Annotated in this window: 19 protein-coding genes; 2 read left to right on the top strand and 17 right to left on the bottom strand. The window is 44.3% G+C overall.

Annotation, left to right across the window (positions count from 1 at the left end):
• Positions 1-16 precede the first annotated feature (16 nt).
• From acnD to holB, 8 genes are all read right to left on the bottom strand, one after another.
• Positions 17-2,635, bottom strand: coding sequence for a Fe/S-dependent 2-methylisocitrate dehydratase AcnD (gene acnD / locus J7384_RS10490; protein ID WP_209113917.1), 2,619 nt, complete (start codon positions 2,633-2,635; stop codon positions 17-19).
• 154 nt (positions 2,636-2,789) lie between these two features.
• On the bottom strand, positions 2,790-3,917 hold the full coding sequence (prpC, locus tag J7384_RS10485; protein WP_348523863.1) for a 2-methylcitrate synthase: 1,128 nt from the start codon (positions 3,915-3,917) through the stop codon (positions 2,790-2,792).
• A gap of 49 nt (positions 3,918-3,966) precedes the next feature.
• A complete protein-coding gene (prpB, locus tag J7384_RS10480) occupies positions 3,967-4,857 on the bottom strand; it encodes a methylisocitrate lyase (RefSeq protein ID WP_209113770.1) in 891 nt (296 codons plus the stop codon).
• Between the two features lie 38 nt (positions 4,858-4,895).
• Positions 4,896-5,603 (bottom strand): GntR family transcriptional regulator, encoded by a 708-nt coding sequence (locus tag J7384_RS10475; RefSeq protein WP_209113768.1) that lies wholly within the window; start codon positions 5,601-5,603, stop codon positions 4,896-4,898.
• A gap of 180 nt (positions 5,604-5,783) precedes the next feature.
• The gene (locus J7384_RS10470; protein ID WP_209113766.1) at positions 5,784-7,013 is read right to left on the bottom strand and encodes a spore maturation protein; all 1,230 of its coding nucleotides are present in this window, start codon (positions 7,011-7,013) and stop codon (positions 5,784-5,786) included.
• Between the two features lie 571 nt (positions 7,014-7,584).
• On the bottom strand, positions 7,585-8,361 hold the full coding sequence (locus J7384_RS10465; protein ID WP_209113764.1) for a YchF/TatD family DNA exonuclease: 777 nt from the start codon (positions 8,359-8,361) through the stop codon (positions 7,585-7,587).
• A gap of 105 nt (positions 8,362-8,466) precedes the next feature.
• Entirely contained in the window at positions 8,467-8,793 is a 327-nt protein-coding gene (locus J7384_RS10460; protein ID WP_209113762.1) for a PilZ domain-containing protein, read from the bottom strand.
• A gap of 48 nt (positions 8,794-8,841) precedes the next feature.
• Positions 8,842-9,798 carry a DNA polymerase III subunit delta' gene (gene holB, locus J7384_RS10455; RefSeq protein ID WP_209113760.1) on the bottom strand — a complete coding sequence of 319 codons (957 nt, stop codon included), beginning with the start codon at positions 9,796-9,798 and terminating at the stop codon, positions 8,842-8,844.
• A 189-nt stretch (positions 9,799-9,987) separates the two neighbouring features.
• Between holB and J7384_RS10450 the strand changes: the two genes are divergently transcribed.
• On the top strand, positions 9,988-10,746 hold the full coding sequence (locus tag J7384_RS10450; protein ID WP_247741739.1) for a class II aldolase/adducin family protein: 759 nt from the start codon (positions 9,988-9,990) through the stop codon (positions 10,744-10,746).
• Between the two features lie 9 nt (positions 10,747-10,755).
• Complete coding sequence (locus tag J7384_RS10445; RefSeq protein ID WP_209113756.1) at positions 10,756-11,754, top strand: alpha/beta hydrolase; 999 nt, start codon at positions 10,756-10,758, stop codon at positions 11,752-11,754.
• A 24-nt stretch (positions 11,755-11,778) separates the two neighbouring features.
• Here J7384_RS10445 and tmk read toward each other — a convergent pair whose 3' ends face one another.
• The 9 genes from tmk to plsX all read right to left on the bottom strand — a co-directional run bounded on the left by tmk (position 11,779) and on the right by plsX (position 20,186).
• Positions 11,779-12,405, bottom strand: a complete 627-nt coding sequence (tmk, locus tag J7384_RS10440; RefSeq protein ID WP_209113754.1) for a dTMP kinase — start codon at positions 12,403-12,405, stop codon at positions 11,779-11,781.
• Positions 12,406-12,495: 90 nt separating this feature from the next.
• Complete coding sequence (mltG, locus tag J7384_RS10435) at positions 12,496-13,596, bottom strand: endolytic transglycosylase MltG (protein WP_209113752.1); 1,101 nt, start codon at positions 13,594-13,596, stop codon at positions 12,496-12,498.
• Positions 13,589-14,455, bottom strand: coding sequence for an aminodeoxychorismate lyase (gene pabC, locus J7384_RS10430; RefSeq protein WP_209113750.1), 867 nt, complete (start codon positions 14,453-14,455; stop codon positions 13,589-13,591). The genes mltG and pabC overlap by 8 nt, the downstream gene beginning before the upstream one ends.
• Positions 14,456-14,635: 180 nt before the next feature.
• Complete coding sequence (gene fabF, locus J7384_RS10425) at positions 14,636-15,868, bottom strand: beta-ketoacyl-ACP synthase II (RefSeq protein ID WP_209113748.1); 1,233 nt, start codon at positions 15,866-15,868, stop codon at positions 14,636-14,638.
• Positions 15,869-16,056: 188 nt separating this feature from the next.
• Complete coding sequence (gene acpP / locus J7384_RS10420; RefSeq protein WP_184422433.1) at positions 16,057-16,290, bottom strand: acyl carrier protein; 234 nt, start codon at positions 16,288-16,290, stop codon at positions 16,057-16,059.
• A 152-nt stretch (positions 16,291-16,442) separates the two neighbouring features.
• Positions 16,443-17,186: a 3-oxoacyl-ACP reductase FabG gene (fabG, locus tag J7384_RS10415; protein WP_209113746.1), complete on the bottom strand. Its 744-nt coding sequence runs from the start codon at positions 17,184-17,186 to the stop codon at positions 16,443-16,445.
• 36 nt (positions 17,187-17,222) lie between these two features.
• The gene (gene fabD, locus J7384_RS10410) at positions 17,223-18,152 is read right to left on the bottom strand and encodes an ACP S-malonyltransferase (protein WP_209113744.1); all 930 of its coding nucleotides are present in this window, start codon (positions 18,150-18,152) and stop codon (positions 17,223-17,225) included.
• 30 nt (positions 18,153-18,182) lie between these two features.
• Positions 18,183-19,142: a beta-ketoacyl-ACP synthase III gene (locus tag J7384_RS10405; RefSeq protein ID WP_209113742.1), complete on the bottom strand. Its 960-nt coding sequence runs from the start codon at positions 19,140-19,142 to the stop codon at positions 18,183-18,185.
• A gap of 9 nt (positions 19,143-19,151) precedes the next feature.
• Positions 19,152-20,186, bottom strand: a complete 1,035-nt coding sequence (gene plsX / locus J7384_RS10400; RefSeq protein WP_247741738.1) for a phosphate acyltransferase PlsX — start codon at positions 20,184-20,186, stop codon at positions 19,152-19,154.
• Positions 20,187-20,188 lie beyond the last annotated feature (2 nt).

Below are 20,188 nucleotides of genomic sequence, written 5' to 3'. Positions count from 1 at the left end.
CAACTCATATAGATTATTAATGTGCCGATTCTAGAAAGTCTTGGGCGAATTTCTGCAATACGCCGCCAGCCTTGTATACTGACACTTCTTCTGCGGTATCTAGTCGACACTTAACGGTAAACGTGACTTGTTCACCATTTCGACGGGTCATCACTACTTGCATAGTGCCTCCTGGTGCTGGCTCGCCAACAACATCATAGGTTTCGCTACCGTCAATAGCATAGCTATGGCGAGTGTCGTCATTGATAAACTGCAAAGGCAATACGCCCATACCGACTAAATTGGTGCGGTGAATACGCTCGAAACCTTCGGCAACAATCACTTCAACACCGGCAAGTCTAACCCCTTTGGCTGCCCAATCTCTCGATGAGCCTTGACCGTAATCAGCACCCGCGATAATAATCAAAGGTTGGCTGCGGTTCATGTAGGTTTCAATAGCTTCCCACATTCGACTTTCACGACCTTCAGGTTCAATGCGGGCCAAAGAGCCTTGTTTAACCTTACCGTTTTCGTCACGGCACATTTCGTTAAGCAACTTAGGGTTGGCAAAGGTTGCACGCTGTGCGGTTAAGTGGTCACCTCGGTGGGTCGCATAAGAGTTAAAATCTTCTTCAGGTAATCCCATCTTATCGAGGTAATCTCCTGCCGCGCTATTGCGCAAAATCGCATTTGACGGAGATAAGTGATCAGTGGTGATATTATCGCCTAATACCGCTAATGGCCGCATTGCTTTCATGGTGCGCTCGCCAGCTAAAGCTCCCTCCCAATATGGCGGTCTGCGAATATAGGTGCTTTGTGCTCGCCAGTCATATAACGGGCTTTTCGCTGGTTCAAACGCGCCTAAATCGAACATTGGCGTATATATTTTCTTAAATTGCTCCGGTTTAACAAACTCGTTAACAATCGCGTCAATCTCTTCGTCGCTTGGCCATAAATCACTCAAACGAATATCATTGCCAGCGCTGTCTTGACCAAGCACGTCTTGTTCAATATCAAACCGCATGGTACCAGCAATAGCGTAGGCAACCACTAAAGGCGGCGATGCTAAAAACGCTTGCTTAGCATAGGGATGAATACGGCCGTCAAAATTTCGGTTGCCCGATAAAACAGCGGTTGCGTATAAATCTCGGTCGATGATTTCTTGCTGAATCACAGGGTCGAGCGCACCACTCATACCATTACAAGTGGTACAAGCATAAGCGACAATACCAAAGCCCAATTTTTCTAGTTCTGGTAATAAGCCTGACTCTTCTAAATACAACTTGGCGACTTTAGAGCCTGGGGCAAATGAGCTTTTCACCCAAGGCTTGCGCACTAAACCAAGTTCATTAGCTTTGCGTGCCAATAAACCGGCTGCAACCACGTTGCGCGGATTCGAGGTATTAGTACAACTAGTAATCGCAGCAATGATCACTGCGCCGTCAGGCATTTGACCATCATCGCTGTCACTGGTTTGACTTTCCGGTGATTTAACAAAGCCTTGGTCTGATAGTGCACTTGTCGGCAATCGGCGATGTGGATTAGAAGGGCCCGCCATATTGCGGCCAACGCTTGATAAATCAAACTCTAATACGCGCTCGTACTCTGCTTCAGTTAAATCGTCTGCCCAAAGTCCAGTGTGTTTCGCGTATTTTTCTACTAATTCAATTTGCTCTGGCTCACGACCGGTAATCTTCAAATACTCTATGGTTTGTTGGTCGATGTAAAACATGCCGGCAGAGGCGCCGTATTCCGGCGTCATATTAGCAATGGTTGCTCTATCACCTATGGTTAAATCAGCAGCGCCATCGCCGAAAAACTCCAAGTAACTCGAGACAACGCGCTCTTTACGCAAAAACTCAGTGATTGCTAAGACGATGTCAGTGGCGGTAATACCCGGTTGTCTTTTGCCCGTTAACTTAACGCCGACAATGTCGGGTAAGCGCATCATTGACGGTCTGCCAAGCATTACCGTTTCTGCTTCTAAACCACCAACACCAATGGCAATAACACCTAAGGCATCAACATGGGGCGTGTGGCTGTCGGTACCAACACAGGTATCGGGAAACGCCACCCCGTCGCGCAGTTGAATAACCGGTGACATTTTCTCAAGGTTGATTTGATGCATGATGCCGTTACCCGCTGGGATAACATCAACATTTTTAAACGCGGTTTTAGTCCACTCGATAAAGTGAAAACGATCTTCATTACGGCGCTCTTCAATTGCTCGGTTTTTATCAAAAGCTTCTGGGTCAAAGCCGCCGTGTTCAACTGCTAACGAGTGATCAACAATCAGCTGTGTTGGCACAACTGGGTTCACTTTAGCCGGATCTCCGCCTTGCTCAGCGATGGCATCCCTCAGACCCGCCAAATCAACCAAAGCGGTTTGTCCAAGAATATCGTGACAAACAACACGAGCCGGATACCATGGAAAATCTAAATCTCTCTTGTTGCCAATAATCTGCTTTAGTGAGTCAGTTAACGCTTCAGGTGCACAGCGACGCACCAGTTGTTCAGCAAGCACGCGAGAAGTGTACGGTAATTTGGCATAAGCACCTGGGCTAATGGCCTCTACTGCTGCGCGGGTATCAAAAAAATCTACGTTGACACCATTAACCTTGTAATCGGGTAATGGCTTTCGATGTTGGTAGTTCATCATGTGGTCCTTGTGGACAATAACAGAGGTTATCAAGCAACTTAATGACAATAACAACCTGTAAAAAAAACCGAAGAAAGAGCCCTAATGGACAATGTTTTACGAATGGCGAGAACTAGCAGCTGAGCACGGCTACTAATTCTCGTTAACCGATTTATCGCTCGGCAATTGGCGCGACTTTTCGAGGCTCTGCCCCGGTGTAATCAGCACTTGGACGAATAATCCGGTTGTTGTCACGCTGCTCCATTACGTGTGCCGCCCACCCGGTTAGACGCGAGCAAACGAAAATTGGCGTAAACAACTTAGTTGGAATGCCCATAAAGTGATAAGCAGAGGCGTGGAAAAAGTCTGCATTACAAAATAGCTTTTTGGTATCCCACATAAACTCTTCACACGCCACAGAAATATCGTACAAAGAGGTATCACCAAATTCAGCAGCCAGCTTTTCAGACCATGCTTTGATAATAACATTGCGCGGATCCGACTCGCGGTAAATGGCATGTCCAAAGCCCATGATTTTCTCTTTGCGCTCTAACATGCCTGCCATTTGCACTTTGGCATCTTCTGGCGAGCTAAACTTTTGGATCATATCCATTGCCGCTTCATTGGCACCGCCGTGAAGTGGACCGCGTAACGAGCCAATAGCGCCCGTGATACAAGAGAACATGTCCGATAGCGTTGAGGCACAAACACGGGCAGTAAAGGTAGAGGCGTTAAATTCGTGCTCAGCGTATAGAATTAACGAAACATCCATCACTTTGCGATGCTGATCTGACGGTGTTTCACCGCGTAATAGCTTCAAGAAATGGCCGCCAATAGAATCTTCATCGGTTGTACAATCAATTTCTACACCTTCGTGGCTGTAGCGATACCAATAACACATAATCGCCGGAAACGCTGCCAGTAAGCGGTTTGCCGCTTTGTTTTGCTCTGAAAAATCCACTTCAGGCTCAATATTGCCCAAAAAGGAACAACCCGTACGCATAACATCCATTGGGTGAGCATCGGCAGGAATGCGCTGCAGCACTTCTTTTAACGCTTGTGGTAAGTCGCGCTGAGCCTTCAACTCAGCTTTGTAATCAGCGAGTTCACTCACTGTTGGCAGCTCACCGTTAAACAGCAAGTATGCAACTTCTTCGAAAGTAGCGTTATCGGCCAAATCAGACACATCGTAACCGCAATAGGTTAAACCAGAGCCAGATTTACCCACTGTACACAACTTAGTTTCACCAGCACTTTGACCGCGTAATCCAGCGCCGCCTAATTTCTTATCTACCATCACTTATCTCCTAATATCCTGTTGTAATTCTTTTGTTGTAATTCTTTTTAGGCTATTTGTTCTTGCCTTGGGCAAACAAACTATCTAGCTTTTGCTCGTAATCGTGGTAGCCGAGGTAGTCGTATAGCTCCATACGCGTTTGCATGGTATCTAAGACCGCTTTTTGGTCACCGTCGGCAAGTAGAGTTTTATAAACCAGTTCTGCCGCTTTATTCATTGCTCTAAAGGCTGATAAAGGATAAAGCACCATGGCTGCGCCCCATTCGCCTAGCTGCTCTTTATTCCAAAGCTCAGTTTGACCAAATTCAGTGATATTGGCCAAAATTGGGACATCTAACGCTTCTGAAAACGCGCGATAGTGCTCTTCTGTTTTCACTGCTTCAGCAAAAATACCGTCAGCACCAGCGGCAACGTAAGCTTTAGCTCGTTCTATTGCTTTTTCTAGCCCTTCTTGAGCAAAGGCATCAGTACGCGCCATAATGAAAAAATCTTTATCGGTGCGCGCATCTACTGCCGCTTTAATGCGATCAACCATTTCCTCTGTCGATACTATTTCTTTGTTTGGTCGGTGACCACAGCGCTTTTGTGCTACTTGATCTTCCAAGTGAACCGCAGCAGCACCCACTTTTTCCATGTCTTTAATGGTTTTAGCAATATTAAATGCTCCACCCCAACCAGTATCAATATCAACCAACAATGGCAGACTCGATGCAGAGGTAATACGCTGAACATCGGCGACAACATCATTTAACGATGTCATGCCCAAATCAGGTAGACCGTATGAAGCATTGGCAACACCACCACCGGATAAGTAAATAGCTTGGTGACCAAGCTGCTCTGCCATCATTGCACAGTAGGCGTTGATCGTACCAACCACCTGTAACGGCTTGTTATTTTGGAGGGCTAAACGAAATTTAGCGCCTGGCGATAAACGTTCTGACATACTGTGTTCCTCGATAGATAAAGTGTTAAATAAGGTACTTATTCATTATTGCCAACTTGATTGGCAGTCAAATTAACAGCAATTTTGCTTTCGATATTTTTGCGCGACGCGGCAATATGGCGACGCATTAAAATTTCTGCCAATTCACCATCGCGCTCAGCAATGGCTTCAACAATACGGGCATGCTCGTCAAACGCTTTGCTAGCTCGCGGGCTATTCATACCAAATTGGCAGCGATACATGCGGATAACGTGGTAAAGCTGACCACAGAGAATATTGATAAGTTCTTGATTGTGGCTGCCTAGAATAACTTTGTAGTGAAAGTCTAAATCGCCTTCTTCTTGGTAATAGGCAACGCCATCTTGCAACGCTTTGGCACTGGCGTGTTTGTTGAGCATGGCTTTCATTTGCTCGATTTCGTCTTCGGTCATATTTTGCGCCGCTAAACGACACGCCATGCCTTCGAGAGCTTCGCGCACTAAGTAGATTTCAATCAAGCTCTTAACCGTACATTCAACAACGCGAGAGCCAACATTGGCTTTGCGTTCAATTAAATGACATTTCTCTAATCTGTTAAGTGCCTCTCGCAAGGTTGAGCGGCTCACTTGAAAACGCTTAGCTAACTCGGGTTCGCTAATCTTGCTACCCGGCGCTATCTCGCCTTCAACAATGGCAAACTGTATTTGTTCAAATACTTTATCTGCGGTGGTAATCGGTTGTTGTCTCGTTGGATTATTAAACGCCATAAATTGTCGACAATCTTAAAAACTTGCAATGATAATAAACAAATCAGGAGTAAGATCAAGCGAGCACAGGCAAATTGTCGACAATTTTAGACTATAGTCGTAATCAATCTTGTAAATATATTAATCCAAGGAGGAGATCAGCAGTTGCACTGAACAGCGAAACTGCTGAAGAATGCCCTATTAACCGAAGAACCAATAGCAAACGACAATTGCCGCAAACATACCAGCAAAGTCGGCAATTAAACCGCAGCTAATGGCGTGGCGAGTATATTTTATACCGATAGAGCCAAAGTATACCGCCAATACATAGAAAGTCGTTTCGGTCGAGCCTTGCATCACTGAGGCCAAACGACCAGCAAAAGAATCTGCACCATAGGTATTCATGGTTTCAATCATCATCGCCCGAGAACCTGAGCCGCTTAACGGCTTGATAAAAGCCGTTGGCAGTGCATCAACAAAGCGTGAGTCAAAACCAAGCCAGACCACTAATTGGCGAATAATGTCGACAATCCCGTCTAAAGCGCCGCTGGCTCTTAACACGCCAATGGCGCACAACATCGCCAACAAGTAAGGTATCAACTTAATACTAACCTCAAAACCTTGCTTAGCTCCTTCGATAAAGCTTTGGTAAACATCGATTTTTGCACGAACACCCGCCACTAAAAAACCAACCAGCACGGTTAAGATAAGAAAGTTGCCCAAGAACGAAGATTGCTCCGCCAACGCCTGAGCGCTTAGCTGAGTAAAATAAACTAACAAGCCACCAATTAACGCCATAGCTGCGCCGAGATAGAGCATCACAACGCGATTCAACAAGTTTATCCGCTGGACAACCGCCACCGCGCACAAGCCCGCCATAGTCGACGCAAAGGTTGCTAATAAGATGGGTAGAAAAATATCGGTTGGCTCTGCTGCCCCTTGCTGCGCTCGATAAACAAAAACAGCAATCGGAAACAAGGTTACCGACGAGGTGTTAAGTACCAAAAACAAAATTTGTGCATTAGTCGCGGTATCTTTGCTGGGATTAAGCGATTGTAGATCTTGCATTGCTTTTAGGCCAAGTGGTGTCGCCGCGTTATCCAAGCCTAAAAAATTGGCCGACAAATTCATTGTCATTGAGCCCATTGCAGGATGGCCTTTTGGAACATCAGGCATCAATTTAGTAAAAAGCGGCGAAATAAACCTAGCCAATGCCCCAACCACACCAGCTTGTTCAGCTATTCGCATCATGCCAAGCCAAAAACACAAAATGCCAATCAGACCGATGGCAATGTCAACCGTGACCTTGGCCATGGTAAAAATACTACTGACAACTTGCTCAAAAATATCCGCTTGTCCGAGTACTAGCCACTGAAATAAACAAGCAATAAAGGCGACGAAAAAGAAGCTTAACCAAATGAGGTTTAACACGACGAGCTCACTAAAAATGACACTGGAATTATCTTAGCACTAAAATTATCAGGAAAAACAAATCATTGAAAATTACCATCACATTGTCAGACAAAAACTCGCTGAATTTAGCGAATAAAATTCGCTTTTTAAAGAAGCTGCACTACACTTATCTTATCGTTCAAAAACTGTACAAATAAATTATTCAGTGCTCGCTAATATCTCGTACTTAACGGGTAATTTTGTAAACAGTTAAATAGCGCACGGCTCATGCCAATGAGCCATTCCCCTGAGCCCGAAGCAGTCTCTGTTTCGGGCCTTTTTTATGTTCATGAAAGAACGGTCAGACTTATTGTTCCAGACAAAGTCTAAGTACCGACGTCCATGTCGGCACGAGGTTTATGCTCCTGCAAACCTTTATGTACCGACGTCCATGTCGGCAATAGCGCGGTGCATGGCCTTTAACGCCATCCGTGGCTCCCAAGGCATTAATACTTCCGTGTATGTCAGATGGCAAGGAGCGCATATGCTCACAAAAAATGCCAACTTTACTGATACTCGTCAAGCTGGACATCTATCTATATCTGGAAGGTTACCTTGCAGTTTCAGGAAACAAGCGTCTGAAGTTGTTTGAGGTGATTTCAGCGATTTGTTCAACCGATTGACCGCGGACACTGGCAAGAAATCTTGCGACATCAGCGACATAAGCCGGTTGGTTTTGCTTTCCTCGATGTGGTACAGGAGCAAGGTATGGCGAATCGGTTTCAATCAATAAGCGATCATCTGGCACTTGCTTGGCAACATCGCGCAGCTCACTGGCATTTTTAAAGGTGACAATGCCAGAAAACGAGATATAAAATCCCATTTCCATTGCAGCTTGTGCCATTTCAAGACTTTCAGTAAAGCAGTGTAGAATACCGCCGACTTGTTCGGCGCCCTCTTCTCGCATAATGGCAAGGGTATCTTCACGAGCATCTCTAGTATGAATAATCAGTGGTTTGGCTAATTTTTTCGCCACTTGAATATGCTTGCGAAAGGCATCTTGTTGGACCTGACGCGTTTCTGGCGCGTAGAAGTAATCTAAGCCAGTTTCACCAACGGCAATAACGCGCTTAGTTTGTGCCAATCGTTCAAGCTCTTGGCTATCAACCATATCTTCTTGATTAAGTGGATGTACACCACATGAGTACCAAACATTGTCAAAATGTTGAGTACTTGCCACCATATCTGGAAAATCTTTCAGCGTGACTGAAACACAAAGTAACTCACTGACCTTAGCCGCTTTTGCATTGGTTAATACGTTATCAAGGTTGTCGCCAAAGTCTTCTAACTTGAGGCGATCTAAGTGGCAATGGGAGTCAATAAACAAAATTCTATTCTCGTGGTAAAGTCTGTATCTATGGTGCAGCAAAGGTTAAATAACTTACTGGCACTATTGGCTTGTCTTGAGCTTATTTGGTGCAGGCAAGTCGCATTACATGGTTAATGTTGGTTCTGAGGAATTTAAAAACCGAGCTATCGATTTTTCGATTTGGTTGCGAATATTATCAGGATCTTTCAAAAAACTAATACCGACTCCAGCTGGTGTACCGTTTTGCGCGCCAAGTGGCGTCAACCAGCACACTTTGCCTTCAACCGTTGATGGCTCCAGCGAGTCTGGCAACATAATATCAACCGCACATTCAGTGCCCAATTCGTATTGTTCAGGGGTGCGAATGAAAATACCGCCGTGTTTTAAAAACGGCATATAAGACTGATACAAGTCTCGATCACTGACAAATTCTAAGCTGAATTTTTCCATAATTTACACATTTACGTATTATTTGGCATTTATTGGTACTAATTAGTATTAAGCCACAGCCAAGAGATTTTTTAATTCGATTAATAACTTGTCTATGATATAGCGCTTGTTGACTTGCACCAAGTGTTTTATTTGGCCTTGGCATTTTAATAGCAATTCAAACGCAGATTGTATTTGTTGAGCTTGGCTTGGTAATTCAACAAGCTCGGCTGAAGTATTATTGTACTGCTGAGCATTAGCGCTTGTGCTTTTTACCGAACGGCGCACCGAATAAGCCAAATACTTTTCTAACCAGCGCAAACCGTGTTGGTGGTTCACCAATAGTTCGCTGAGCTGCTGATAAGATCCGCGACCTTGAAGATAGTCAACCAACAATTGACAAAAATCGTGGTACTCTTGCATGACATCAGGGTCAATGAGCTCTGGCAGTTGCGACAAGTTAACAAAGCTGTCTTGCTGCTCGGCGTTGTACAAATTAGCTAATGCCTGACCACTGGGTGGCCTAATCGAAATCACTTGGCAACGACTGACAATAGTCGGTAACAACTTTGCCATATCATTTGTTAGTAGCACAATCACAGTATTTGGGCTTGGCTCTTCCAATGTTTTCAGCAAGGCATTGCTCGCGGCAACAGTCATTTTATCAGCACAATCAATTTGTACTGTTTTAAAGTGACCGAGTTGCGCCCTCTTCTGAACAAAGTCTGTGAGCTGTCGAATATCATCAACTCCAATTACTTGTCCATCAGGTGTTAGGTGCTTGTGATCTGGATAGGTGTTACTGACATTTAGCTGACAATGCTTACATTGCCGACAAGCTCGGCCATCAGCTGGTTGCTGGCAACCGAGCAATTGAGTTAGCCAGCTGGCGAGCGCACTCTTACCGACGCCACTAACACCAGCAAAAATCAGGGCATGAGGTAAACGCTGCTGCTGCCATTGCTGATGCAGTTGGCTCTGATATTGGCCGAGCCAACGATAGTCGGTATTTGATGATAGCGGCAAAAGATTTTCCAATTAACTAGCAAGTACAACAATAAACAGCACTATTCTATCAACAGATTGTCATTTAGATCGACACTGATTGTGATTATTCTCGAGAGCAAATTCAAACAGGTGCTTGAATTTTGCTCAACCATAGTCAAATATAGGGACTAATCGTTTAAAAATAATAAAAAATTAATGGTGGGGAAAATGTCAAAAGATAATGTTCAACAACAAGTATCAGCACAAGAATGGCAAATGCGTGTCGATTTAGCGGCTGCCTATCGGCTAGTTGCTTTGTATGGTTGGGATGATTTAATTTTCACTCATATCTCAGCTCGAGTACCCAATACAGACCACCACTTTTTAATCAATCCCTATGGCATGATGTTCGAGGAGATTACTGCATCTAGCTTGGTCAAAGTAAACTTGAATGCGGAAAAAGTGATGCCATCAGAATACGATGTTAACCCTGCTGGTTTTACCATTCACAGCGCCATTCACGAGGCCAGAGAAGATGCCAACTGCGTTTTACACTTGCACACTGATGCTGGTGTTGCCGTGTCTGCTCAGCGCCAAGGTTTATTGGCCATCAGCCAAAACTCCCTGTTTCCGCTGGCTTCATTGAGCTATCACGATTATGAAGGTGTCGCCCTTAACCCCGATGAAAAACGGCGCTTAGTCGATGATCTAGGTGAAACTAATTCGATGATACTAAGAAATCACGGCACCTTAACCATAGGTTCGAGCGTTGCCAATGCGTTTTTGGCCATGTTTGTCCTCGAGCGAGCATGTCGCATACAAATTATGGCTCAATCGGGCAACAGCGATTTGGTTTATGTGCCACAAGCGATTGTTGATGGCATTAGCCAGCAAGCGGCACAAGTTACCAAAGGCTTGGGCGGTTCACTGGCGTGGCCGGGGTTATTGCGAAAGCTTGATCGCATTGATCCTAGCTATAAAAGTTAATCAATCACTATGTCAGGTATCAAATCAACAAACGATGTGGCAAATCAAACATCGCTAATCAAACCTAGCACTTGGTCGCTTGCCAATTGGCAAAAATGTGGCCGTTATTATGACTATCAGGGTCAGCAGATTTTTTATCGCGATTCCAATTGCGATAAGCACGACCAGCCAATGCCCGCCTCAAGTGCTGAAAAGCCCGTTCTATTGTTAATTCACGGCTTTCCAACAGCATCTTGGGATTGGCATTATATCTGGCCGACACTAGCACAAGATTATCGGTTAATTGCTGTGGATATGATGGGTTTTGGCTTTTCAGCAAAACCCGAGCGTTACTCATACTCAATCATGACTCAGGCTGATTTAATCGAATCAGTGCTTTGTGAGCTTCCAATTAACCAATGTCATATACTTGCCCATGACTATGGTGATACTGTTTGTCAGGAGTTAATCGCAAGATGCCAAGAGCGCTTAACCGCTGAAACCAGCGAGCAAGGCGTTGTGATACAATCAGTGTGTTTGCTAAATGGAGGCTTGTTTCCCGAAACCCATCGCGCCCGACTGATTCAAAAGTTGCTCAACAGCCCTATTGGCTTCTTGATTGCCAAAATGACCAACAAAGCGCGCTTTCAAAAAAGTCTGTCTGCCGTTTTCGCACCAGACAAGCAACCTACGCGAGAAGAACTTGAGCAATTTTGGCAATTAGCTTCCCACAACAATGGCGTTGCTCGCTTTCATCAACTCATCGGCTACATTAATGAACGTAAAGTTTATCGCAGTCGATGGCTACATGCGCTGCAAAAGTGCCCAGCCCCGCTAAGGCTGATAAACGGACTGCTCGACCCTATATCAGGACAACACATGGTCGAGCGCTATAAGCAATTGATTAACAATGCTGATGTTGTTGCTTTACCTGATGCCAGTCATTACCCGCAAGTTGAAGTACCTGAGCAAGTCGTCAACGGTTTTTATCAGTTCCAACAAAACATTGCCAACGCAACCGATAACTGATGCGCTGTTAGTGACGTATTACGCTTATTTTAATAACTTGGCAACGCAAGCAATAACATCTTGAGCTACTTGCTGCTTGCTGTTGGCGGCGTCGATCACCGTAAAGCGATCTGGTTTGGCTGCAGCTTGAGCGAGATAACCGTTTCTCGCTTTAACTAAAAAGTCCATTTTTTCATCTTCCATACGATCGAGCTTATCACCTCGGCCGTGCACACGTTCTAGGCCTACTTTAGGGTCAAGATCTAAAATAATATTCATATCAGGTTCAAAACCTGACTTGGCAATTTGGTTGATATTATTAATCAAATCAAGGTCGATACCACGGGCATAGTGCTGAAAACTGATGGTCGCAGCATCAAAGCGATCACTAATCACAACAGCGCCTCGTTCAATTGCCGGAATAATTTTTTCTTGCACGTGCTGAGCGCGAGAAGCGGCAAATAACAACAACTCCGTCAGGTCCGTCATTTTATCGTTGGCTTTATCGAGGATAATATCGCGTATTTTTTCACTAATTTCAGTGCCACCAGGCTCTCTGGTCAACACTACTTCACGACCTTGTTGGCTAACGTAACTTGCGATTTCATTAATTACTGTCGTTTTGCCAGCGCCATTACTGCCGTCACAAACGATCATTAAACCTTGATTCATAACCTTCCAAATAAAACTGTTAAACTTTTACCTAACTTTTATCTCACTTAGGCCTAAGCTAGACCTAATGTGCACCCAACCAGACATAACTTAGTTGAGCTGATAACGACGCACGGCGCGATTGTGATCGGCTAAGTTGGTAGAAAAAATATGCTCGCCCTTGCCATTACTAACAAAATACAGATACTCGCTCGTTGCAGGTTGCATTGCCGCGGTAAGTGATTTCAATCCGGGCATTGCAATTGGCGTAGGAGGCAAGCCGTTGATGCGATAGGTATTATACGCCGTTTTTTCGCGTAAATGTTTCCTTTTTATATCGCCTTGGTAGCGTTCACCTAAACCGTAAATCACGGTAGGATCTGTTTGCAGGCGCATTTTTCGATTTAACCGATTGATAAACACCGATGCAATCAATGGTTGTTCACTGTCGACACCGCTTTCTTTTTCAATAATCGACGCCATGATCAAGGCTTGATAAGGCGACTGATACGGCAAGTCAAGTGCTCGTTGTTGCCATAAACCTTCAAGCTGTTGCTGCATATTTTTGTGCGCACGCGCTAAAATAGCAATATCTTTAGTCCCTGCGGTAAAGGCATAAGTGTCTGGAAAAAACCATCCTTCGGGATTAGTCGCAGCAATACCGAGTTTATTTGAAATATCAGCGATCGTCTGCTCAGATAAAGTCTGGTTTAAACGCGGATGTTTGGCTAACTCACTTAGCCACTCTTTAAAGGTACTGCCCTCGATAAAAGTAATTGAAAACTGATGTTCTTTGCCACTAATCACCTGAGTTAGCAATTGATAACCACTCGCTTTAGCTGGAATCAGATAGGTGCCGACTTTCAACTTGGCATATTCAGGGAAAATACGGGCGTAATTGCGCAGCCAAAAACGGTTGGCCAACCAACCTTTCTCGACTAAACGCTCAGAAAAACGATGGATATTATCACCAGCTTTTATCGTCACGAAACTATCTGAGGCTAAGTTAAGTGACTGATGAAGATGTTTATTTAAGCTATAGGCAAACCAAGCTCCTGATGCACTAGTCACTAAAAATAGTGTTAAAACAATGCGCATCAACCAAGCTTTGATCGATGAACTGGCGCCAGCTTGGCTCGGCTCAAGGTTGTGCTCTACCTTTTCATCGCCTGAATTGTTTTCATCTAAACCTAACTGTTCTCGCTTAGTCATTAAAGCTCCCCTGAACCGATAAACCACATTCCATTGCCAACGACTGGCCACAAACACTGCTTACCGGAACAACTCCCATTACACTGTTGCAAACAAAAATTTCAGTTATTACTTCCGATTTTATCAGTTCGATAAATTCGTTACGCTTGATACGGCACTGGATTACATCTGGCACTTTACTGAGAATTTGTTGCCGCATTAGACCATCAACACCTGCTTTATCCAGGGTTGGTGTATGCCATCTCCCCGCCTTAAGCCAGAACACATTACCTGCACACACTTCAATAATACAATCGTTAAAATCAGTGACAATTAAATCATCGTATTCGCTGTTATCAAGCTCTCTGCGCGCTAACACTTGCTCTAAGCGGTTTAAGTGTTTAATACCAGCAAGTTGCGGATTAACGCCCAATTTAGTTTCAGCGATGCCTAGTTTTATCCCTTTTTGCTGCCACTCGTTATAATGCTCTGGATAAGGACTATATTGAATGATGACATTGAGCTGACTCGCTTGTTCAGGCAAGCCCTGCCTCGAATAGCCACGACCACCAACACCTGCCGTTAACATAACTTTCAAGACGCCTTGTTGATGATACTGGCAAAAGCTTGTTAATTGCTCTGTTAAGCTTGATAAATCAGGGCTTGGTAACGCTAAGCGCTGACAACTTTCCACCAGCCTTTGTATATGTCCAGATTGATTTATCAAACGCCCTTGGTCAATTAAGCCTGTCGTAAAAACACCATCTCCGTAGGCAAGACCTCGATCTCGAACACTAATGACGTCACTGACTTGACCATTAATGACACAAGCACCATTTTGCTCTGTTAGTGCAGTGAATAACTCGGTTTGAACTGACAAAAGTACCTCAAAATCGTAGTAGTGCTCTTAGTAATAACACGCTGGGCTTTTTCTATTTCAACACACAAAATAAAAAGCCTGAATACGAGCAATTTAAGAATTTGCTAGTATTCAGGCTTAACAAGCTTTTTTCAAGGCTTTTAACTATCTCGCGGCCGGCAAGACCATGGTTTTCAGCGATTAAATTCGCTTAAACACCAATGAACCGTTAGTGCCACCAAAACCAAACGAGTTACAAAGCGCGTAGTCTAAGGCAACGTCACGGGCTGTATGGGCGATGTAGTCCAAATCACAACCTTCACCCGGGTTATCCAAGTTAATGGTTGGCGGTACGGCGCCATTAGCTAATGCTTGAATCGTGAAAATAGCTTCAACCGAGCCAGCAGCGCCTAAGAGGTGACCAGTCATCGATTTAGTTGAGCCAACTAAAACATTATTAGCACTGCTGCCAAACACTGATTTAACTGCGTTGGTCTCAGCAATATCACCGGCTGGCGTAGACGTACCATGAGCGTTGATGTAACCAATCTCGCTTACGTCAACTTTGGCATCGTTAATCGCGTTTTGCATTGACTGCGCAGCACCAGCACCATCAGCAGGTGGTGAAGTCATGTGATAAGCATCACCACTCATACCGAAACCGGCTAATTCAGCGTAGATTTTAGCACCACGAGCTTTAGCGTGTTCGTACTCTTCAAGCATAACAACACCAGCACCGTCACCCAGAACAAAACCATCGCGATCTTTGTCCCATGGACGTGAAGCTTGCTCAGGCGCATCATTTCTGGTCGACAAAGCTCTTGCTGCGCCAAAACCACCCATACCGAGTTGCGTTGACGCTTTTTCAGCACCACCCGCTAACATGGCGTCAGCATCGCCGTAGGCAATCATACGAGCGGCGTGACCAATATTGTGAACACCACTTGTACACGCTGTCACAATCGAGATATTAGGCCCTTTTAAGCCTTTCATAATCGATAAGTGGCCAGAAATCATGTTGATAATGGTTGATGGCACAAAGAACGGCGACAGCTTACGCGGCCCACTCTTGATTAATTTCTCGTGGTTTTCTTCAATAAGACCTAAACCACCAATGCCGGAACCAATAGCAACACCAACGCGTGGTGCGTTTTGTTCATTGATTTCCAAGCCTGCATCATTTAAGGCTTGAATACCTGCTGCGATACCATACTGGATAAATAAATCCATTTTTTTGGCATCTTTTTTGGCCATATAGGCTTCAACATCAAAGTCTTTGACTAACCCGGCAAATCGAGTTGGATACTGGCTAACATCAAAGTGTTCAATATTGCTAATGCCACTTTTGCCAAGTAATAAGTTTTGCCAAGTTTGTTCTGGGGTATTGCCCAAAGGGCTTAACATACCAAGACCGGTAACTACAACACGCCGCATGGGATGAGTTGCCTCCGATAGATTTTTCAAGATAGGATTTTACAGGCTTTGGCTCAGTTTACTGCGGTTTATCATTGGCTCTTTAATAGTAAATTCGCTAATGCAATATTTACCACAACCATGAACAACAAACCCACTTTCGCACAAAGCAAATAGGCGGCCTCAGTAGACCGCCTATTTAATAATTATTACTGGTTAGCTGTAACGTAATCAATAGCTGCTTGAACAGTAGTGATTTTCTCAGCTTCTTCATCAGGAATTTCAGTATCAAATTCTTCTTCTAACGCCATTACTAATTCTACTGTGTCTAAAGAATCAGCGCCTAAGTCGTCTACGAATGAAGCTTCATTTTTAACTTCGTCTTCGCTTACACCTAATTGCTCAACAGTAATTTTTTTTACGCGTTCTTCGATAGTGCTCATTTTTTTTCCTTTAATAGAAAATGCAATTTATTAAATTGCGTGTAGTGTATTCGCCAACAGGTTGCCATGCAAGTAACTAATTGTTCTTTTTATCGTGGTCTAACCTGTAGCAGGTTAATATTAATACAAATTTTACTGGTTTAATCAAGCGATTAAACCATGTACATGCCGCCGTTTACGTGCAGTGTTTCACCTGTGATATAGCCTGCGCTATCCGAGGCTAGAAAGGCCACTGCATTGGCAATTTCTTCCGGCTTACCTAAACGATTTGCTGGTACTTGGGCAAAAATACCTTCTTTTTGCTCATCTGTTAACGTTTGCGTCATATCTGTATCGATAAAGCCTGGCGCTACTGTGTTAACCGTAATACCGCGTGATGCAACTTCACGCGCAAGTGATTTAGTAAAACCAATCACACCCGCTTTTGCTGCCGCGTAGTTAGCTTGACCAGCATTACCCATAGTACCGACGACAGAACCAATGTTGATAATACGGCCATTGCGCTTTTTCATCATGGCGCGAATCACTGTTTTGCTCAATTTAAAAATTGAGGTCAAGTTTGTATCAACAATTGATTGCCACTCGTCATCTTTCATACGCATAAAGACATTGTCTTTAGTGATACCGGCATTGTTAACTAGAATATCAACGTCGCCGAAATCAGCTTTGATCTGTGCAAACAAACCTTCAATTGAAGCCGAGTCGGTAACATTAAGCACAAGGCCTTTGCCAGTGCCTGATTCATTTAAATAGCTGTCAATGTTGTCTGCACCAGACTGTGACGTTGCTGTACCAATAACTGTAGCGCCCAACTGTTGCAGTTGAAGTGCAATTGCTTTACCAATACCACGACTTGCACCAGTGACTAACGCAACTTTACCTGTTAATGAAAACATAGATAAATCCTAATTGTTTGTTTTATCAGTTAATGTTTATAACTCGGCCGCTTTTGCCAACGATGCACGATCGTTAACAGCAACACAGTTAACTGTTTTGTTAATTCTTTTTACTAAACCTTGTAATACCTTGCCGGGGCCAACTTCTAACATGGTATCTACGCCTTGTTCAGCTAATGCTTCTACTGTTTCAGTCCAGCGCACAGGGCTGTACAACTGGCGAACTAGCGCATCTTTAATCGCATCTACTGAGTTCTCAACTTTAACGTCAACGTTGTTGATAACATCAACAGTTGGCTGATTAAAGGTGACGTTGTTGAATTCAGCTGCTAATTTGTCGGCGGCATCTTGCATTAACGCACAGTGTGATGGAACACTTACTGGCAATGGTAGCACGCGCTTAGCACCGGCTTCTTTACACAAGGCTCCGGCGCGTTCAACTGCCGCTTTGTGGCCCGCAATAACCACTTGACCTGGCGAGTTAAAGTTAACCGCAGAAACCACTTCGTTGTCAGCCGCCTGTTGACAGGCATCAATAATCTCTTGATCCGCTAAACCAATAACTGCCGCCATAGCACCAACACCTTCTGGCACAGAGGCTTGCATGAATTGACCGCGTTTTTCTACTAGTTTAACGGCATCTGTTAGTGTTAACACACCTGCACAAACTAATGCTGAGTATTCACCCAAACTATGACCAGCTACCGCTTTAGGTGCGATGTTTTGCTCATCTTTTAACACGCGCCAAAGGGCAACGCTTGCCGTTAATAACGCCGGCTGAGTGTAATTTGTTTGATTGAGCTGCTCTGCCGGACCTTGGCTAATTAGTTGCCAAACGTCATAACCAAGCGCTTGTGAAGCTTGTTCAAATGTTTCTTTGACAATAGCGTGGTCAGCTAAGTCAGCCAACATACCTACGGCTTGTGAACCCTGACCAGGGAAAACAACAGCTAGATTATTTTGCATATCTCTTAACTCTTAATTTCTTTATTTTTATTAGAACTCAACAACCGCAGAGCCCCAGGTAAAACCACTACCAAAAGCTTCTAACAACAGTGTTTGTCCTCGTTTAATTCGGCCGTCTCGCACAGCAATATCAAGTGCAGTTGGAATAGTTGCTGCTGAGGTATTAGCGTGTTTGTCAACGGTAACGACAACGCGTTCCATTGGCAGTGATAACTTTTTCGCTGTTGCTGAAATAATGCGCAAATTCGCTTGATGTGGCACTAACCAGTCAATGTCAGATTTCTCTAAATTGTTATGGGTTAATGTTGTTTTAACAATTTCGCTCAGCTTGCTGACGGCTACTTTAAATACTTCGCGGCCAGACATGTATAAGTATGAACGGTCGATCGACAGCGGATCACCACGACGTGGTAAATCACAGCCCAAAAGCGCTTGGTAGTTACCGTCAGCGTGAAGATGCGTTGATAATATGCCTGGTTCTTCGCTTGCTTCAATAATACAAGCACCTGCGGCATCACCAAACAAAATATAAGTCGTGCGGTCAGTTGGATCGCATAGATGTGATAAGGCATCTGCGCCTATCACTAAAACCTTTTTTGCCATGCCAGACTTAATGTACTGGTCAGCCACACTGAGGCTGTAAATAAAACCAGAACACGCGGCAGCTACGTCAAAGGCGGGAATATTGGGCGTATCAAGGTATTGTTGCACATAACAAGCGGCACTTGGCAACGACGCTGCTGAGCTCGTCGTACCAACAATAATCATATCGAGTTCAGAGGCTTGAATGCCAGCCATCTCAAGCGCTTTTTCAGCGGCACGAGCGCCCATAAAGGCTACTGTTTCTTCTTCGTTGGCGATACGCCTTTCTTTGATACCTGTGCGTTCGGTAATCCATTCATCTGTGGTATCAACGATCTTTTCAAGATCGGCATTAGTCCTTACCTGGTCAGGAAAATAACTTCCCGTACCAATAATTCGTGAATACATAGCGTTGTTTTATAGCCTCTGTTGTAAACCCAGTTCCAACTTGGTTTTAATTTTGTCAGGAACTTGTCTTTCGACTTCTTTGATAGCTTCGAGAATTGCTGCATAAAATGCATCGTCACCAGCATTGCCGTGACTCTTGACAACAATTCCACGCAATCCTATCAAACTTGCCCCGTTATACTGGTCGGGGTTCATTGATTTCAACAGTTTTTTTAACGGTCGGGTCAACATTTTGCCGATTATTCGCACAAAAACGTGTTTTGCCAACGCTGCCATAAACTTATCGTAAACCAGACGGGCAACACCCTCGCAAGTTTTTAAGGCGACATTACCGACAAAACCATCACAAACAATGACATCGGCTTTGTTGCTGAAAATATCACTGCCTTCAATAAAGCCGATATAATTGACGTCTGGGTTACTACTTAGATAGTTTGCAGCCTGTTTAATGGGATCACTGCCCTTGATCTCTTCTTCGCCCATGTTGAGCAGTGCTACTTTCGGCCTTTGGATACCATCAACCTGCTCCGCCATCACTGAGCCCATGACACCAAATTGATACAAGACTTCAGAGTTACAAAAAACATTAGCACCCAAATCGAGCATGAAAACATTTTTGTCGTCGTTGTGGGTTGGCAGTGCACTAATTAATGCTGGTCGTTCGACTCCGGGCAAGGTTTTCAGCACGCAATGGGCAGTTGCAAACAAAGCGCCGGTATTGCCGGCACTAACACAGGCTTGTGCTTTATTGTCGTGGACTAAATCAATAGCACGACGCATTGAAGAGTCTTTTTTAGTGCGCATTGCAACGACGGGTTTTTCGTCCATAGCAACGACTTGACTGGTGTGTTCAACACTAATTCGGGCTAGATGATCTGGATTTATTTTGAGTCGAGCAAGGATTTGCTCAATGGTATTTTGATCGCCGCATAAGATGAGATAAAGTTCAGGCACATTTGCAATGGCCTTAGTTGCGGCTGAAATAGTTACTAGGGGGCCTTGATCGCCCCCCATAACATCTAACGCTATGGTTAGATTGTTCAAAG

The sequence above is a fragment of the Endozoicomonas sp. G2_1 genome (genome assembly GCF_017744155.1).
GTDB lineage: Bacteria > Pseudomonadota > Gammaproteobacteria > Enterobacterales > Alteromonadaceae > JAGHQT01.
The sequence above is the reverse complement of the archived record's forward strand: the minus strand, read 5'-3'. Positions and strand labels throughout refer to the sequence as shown.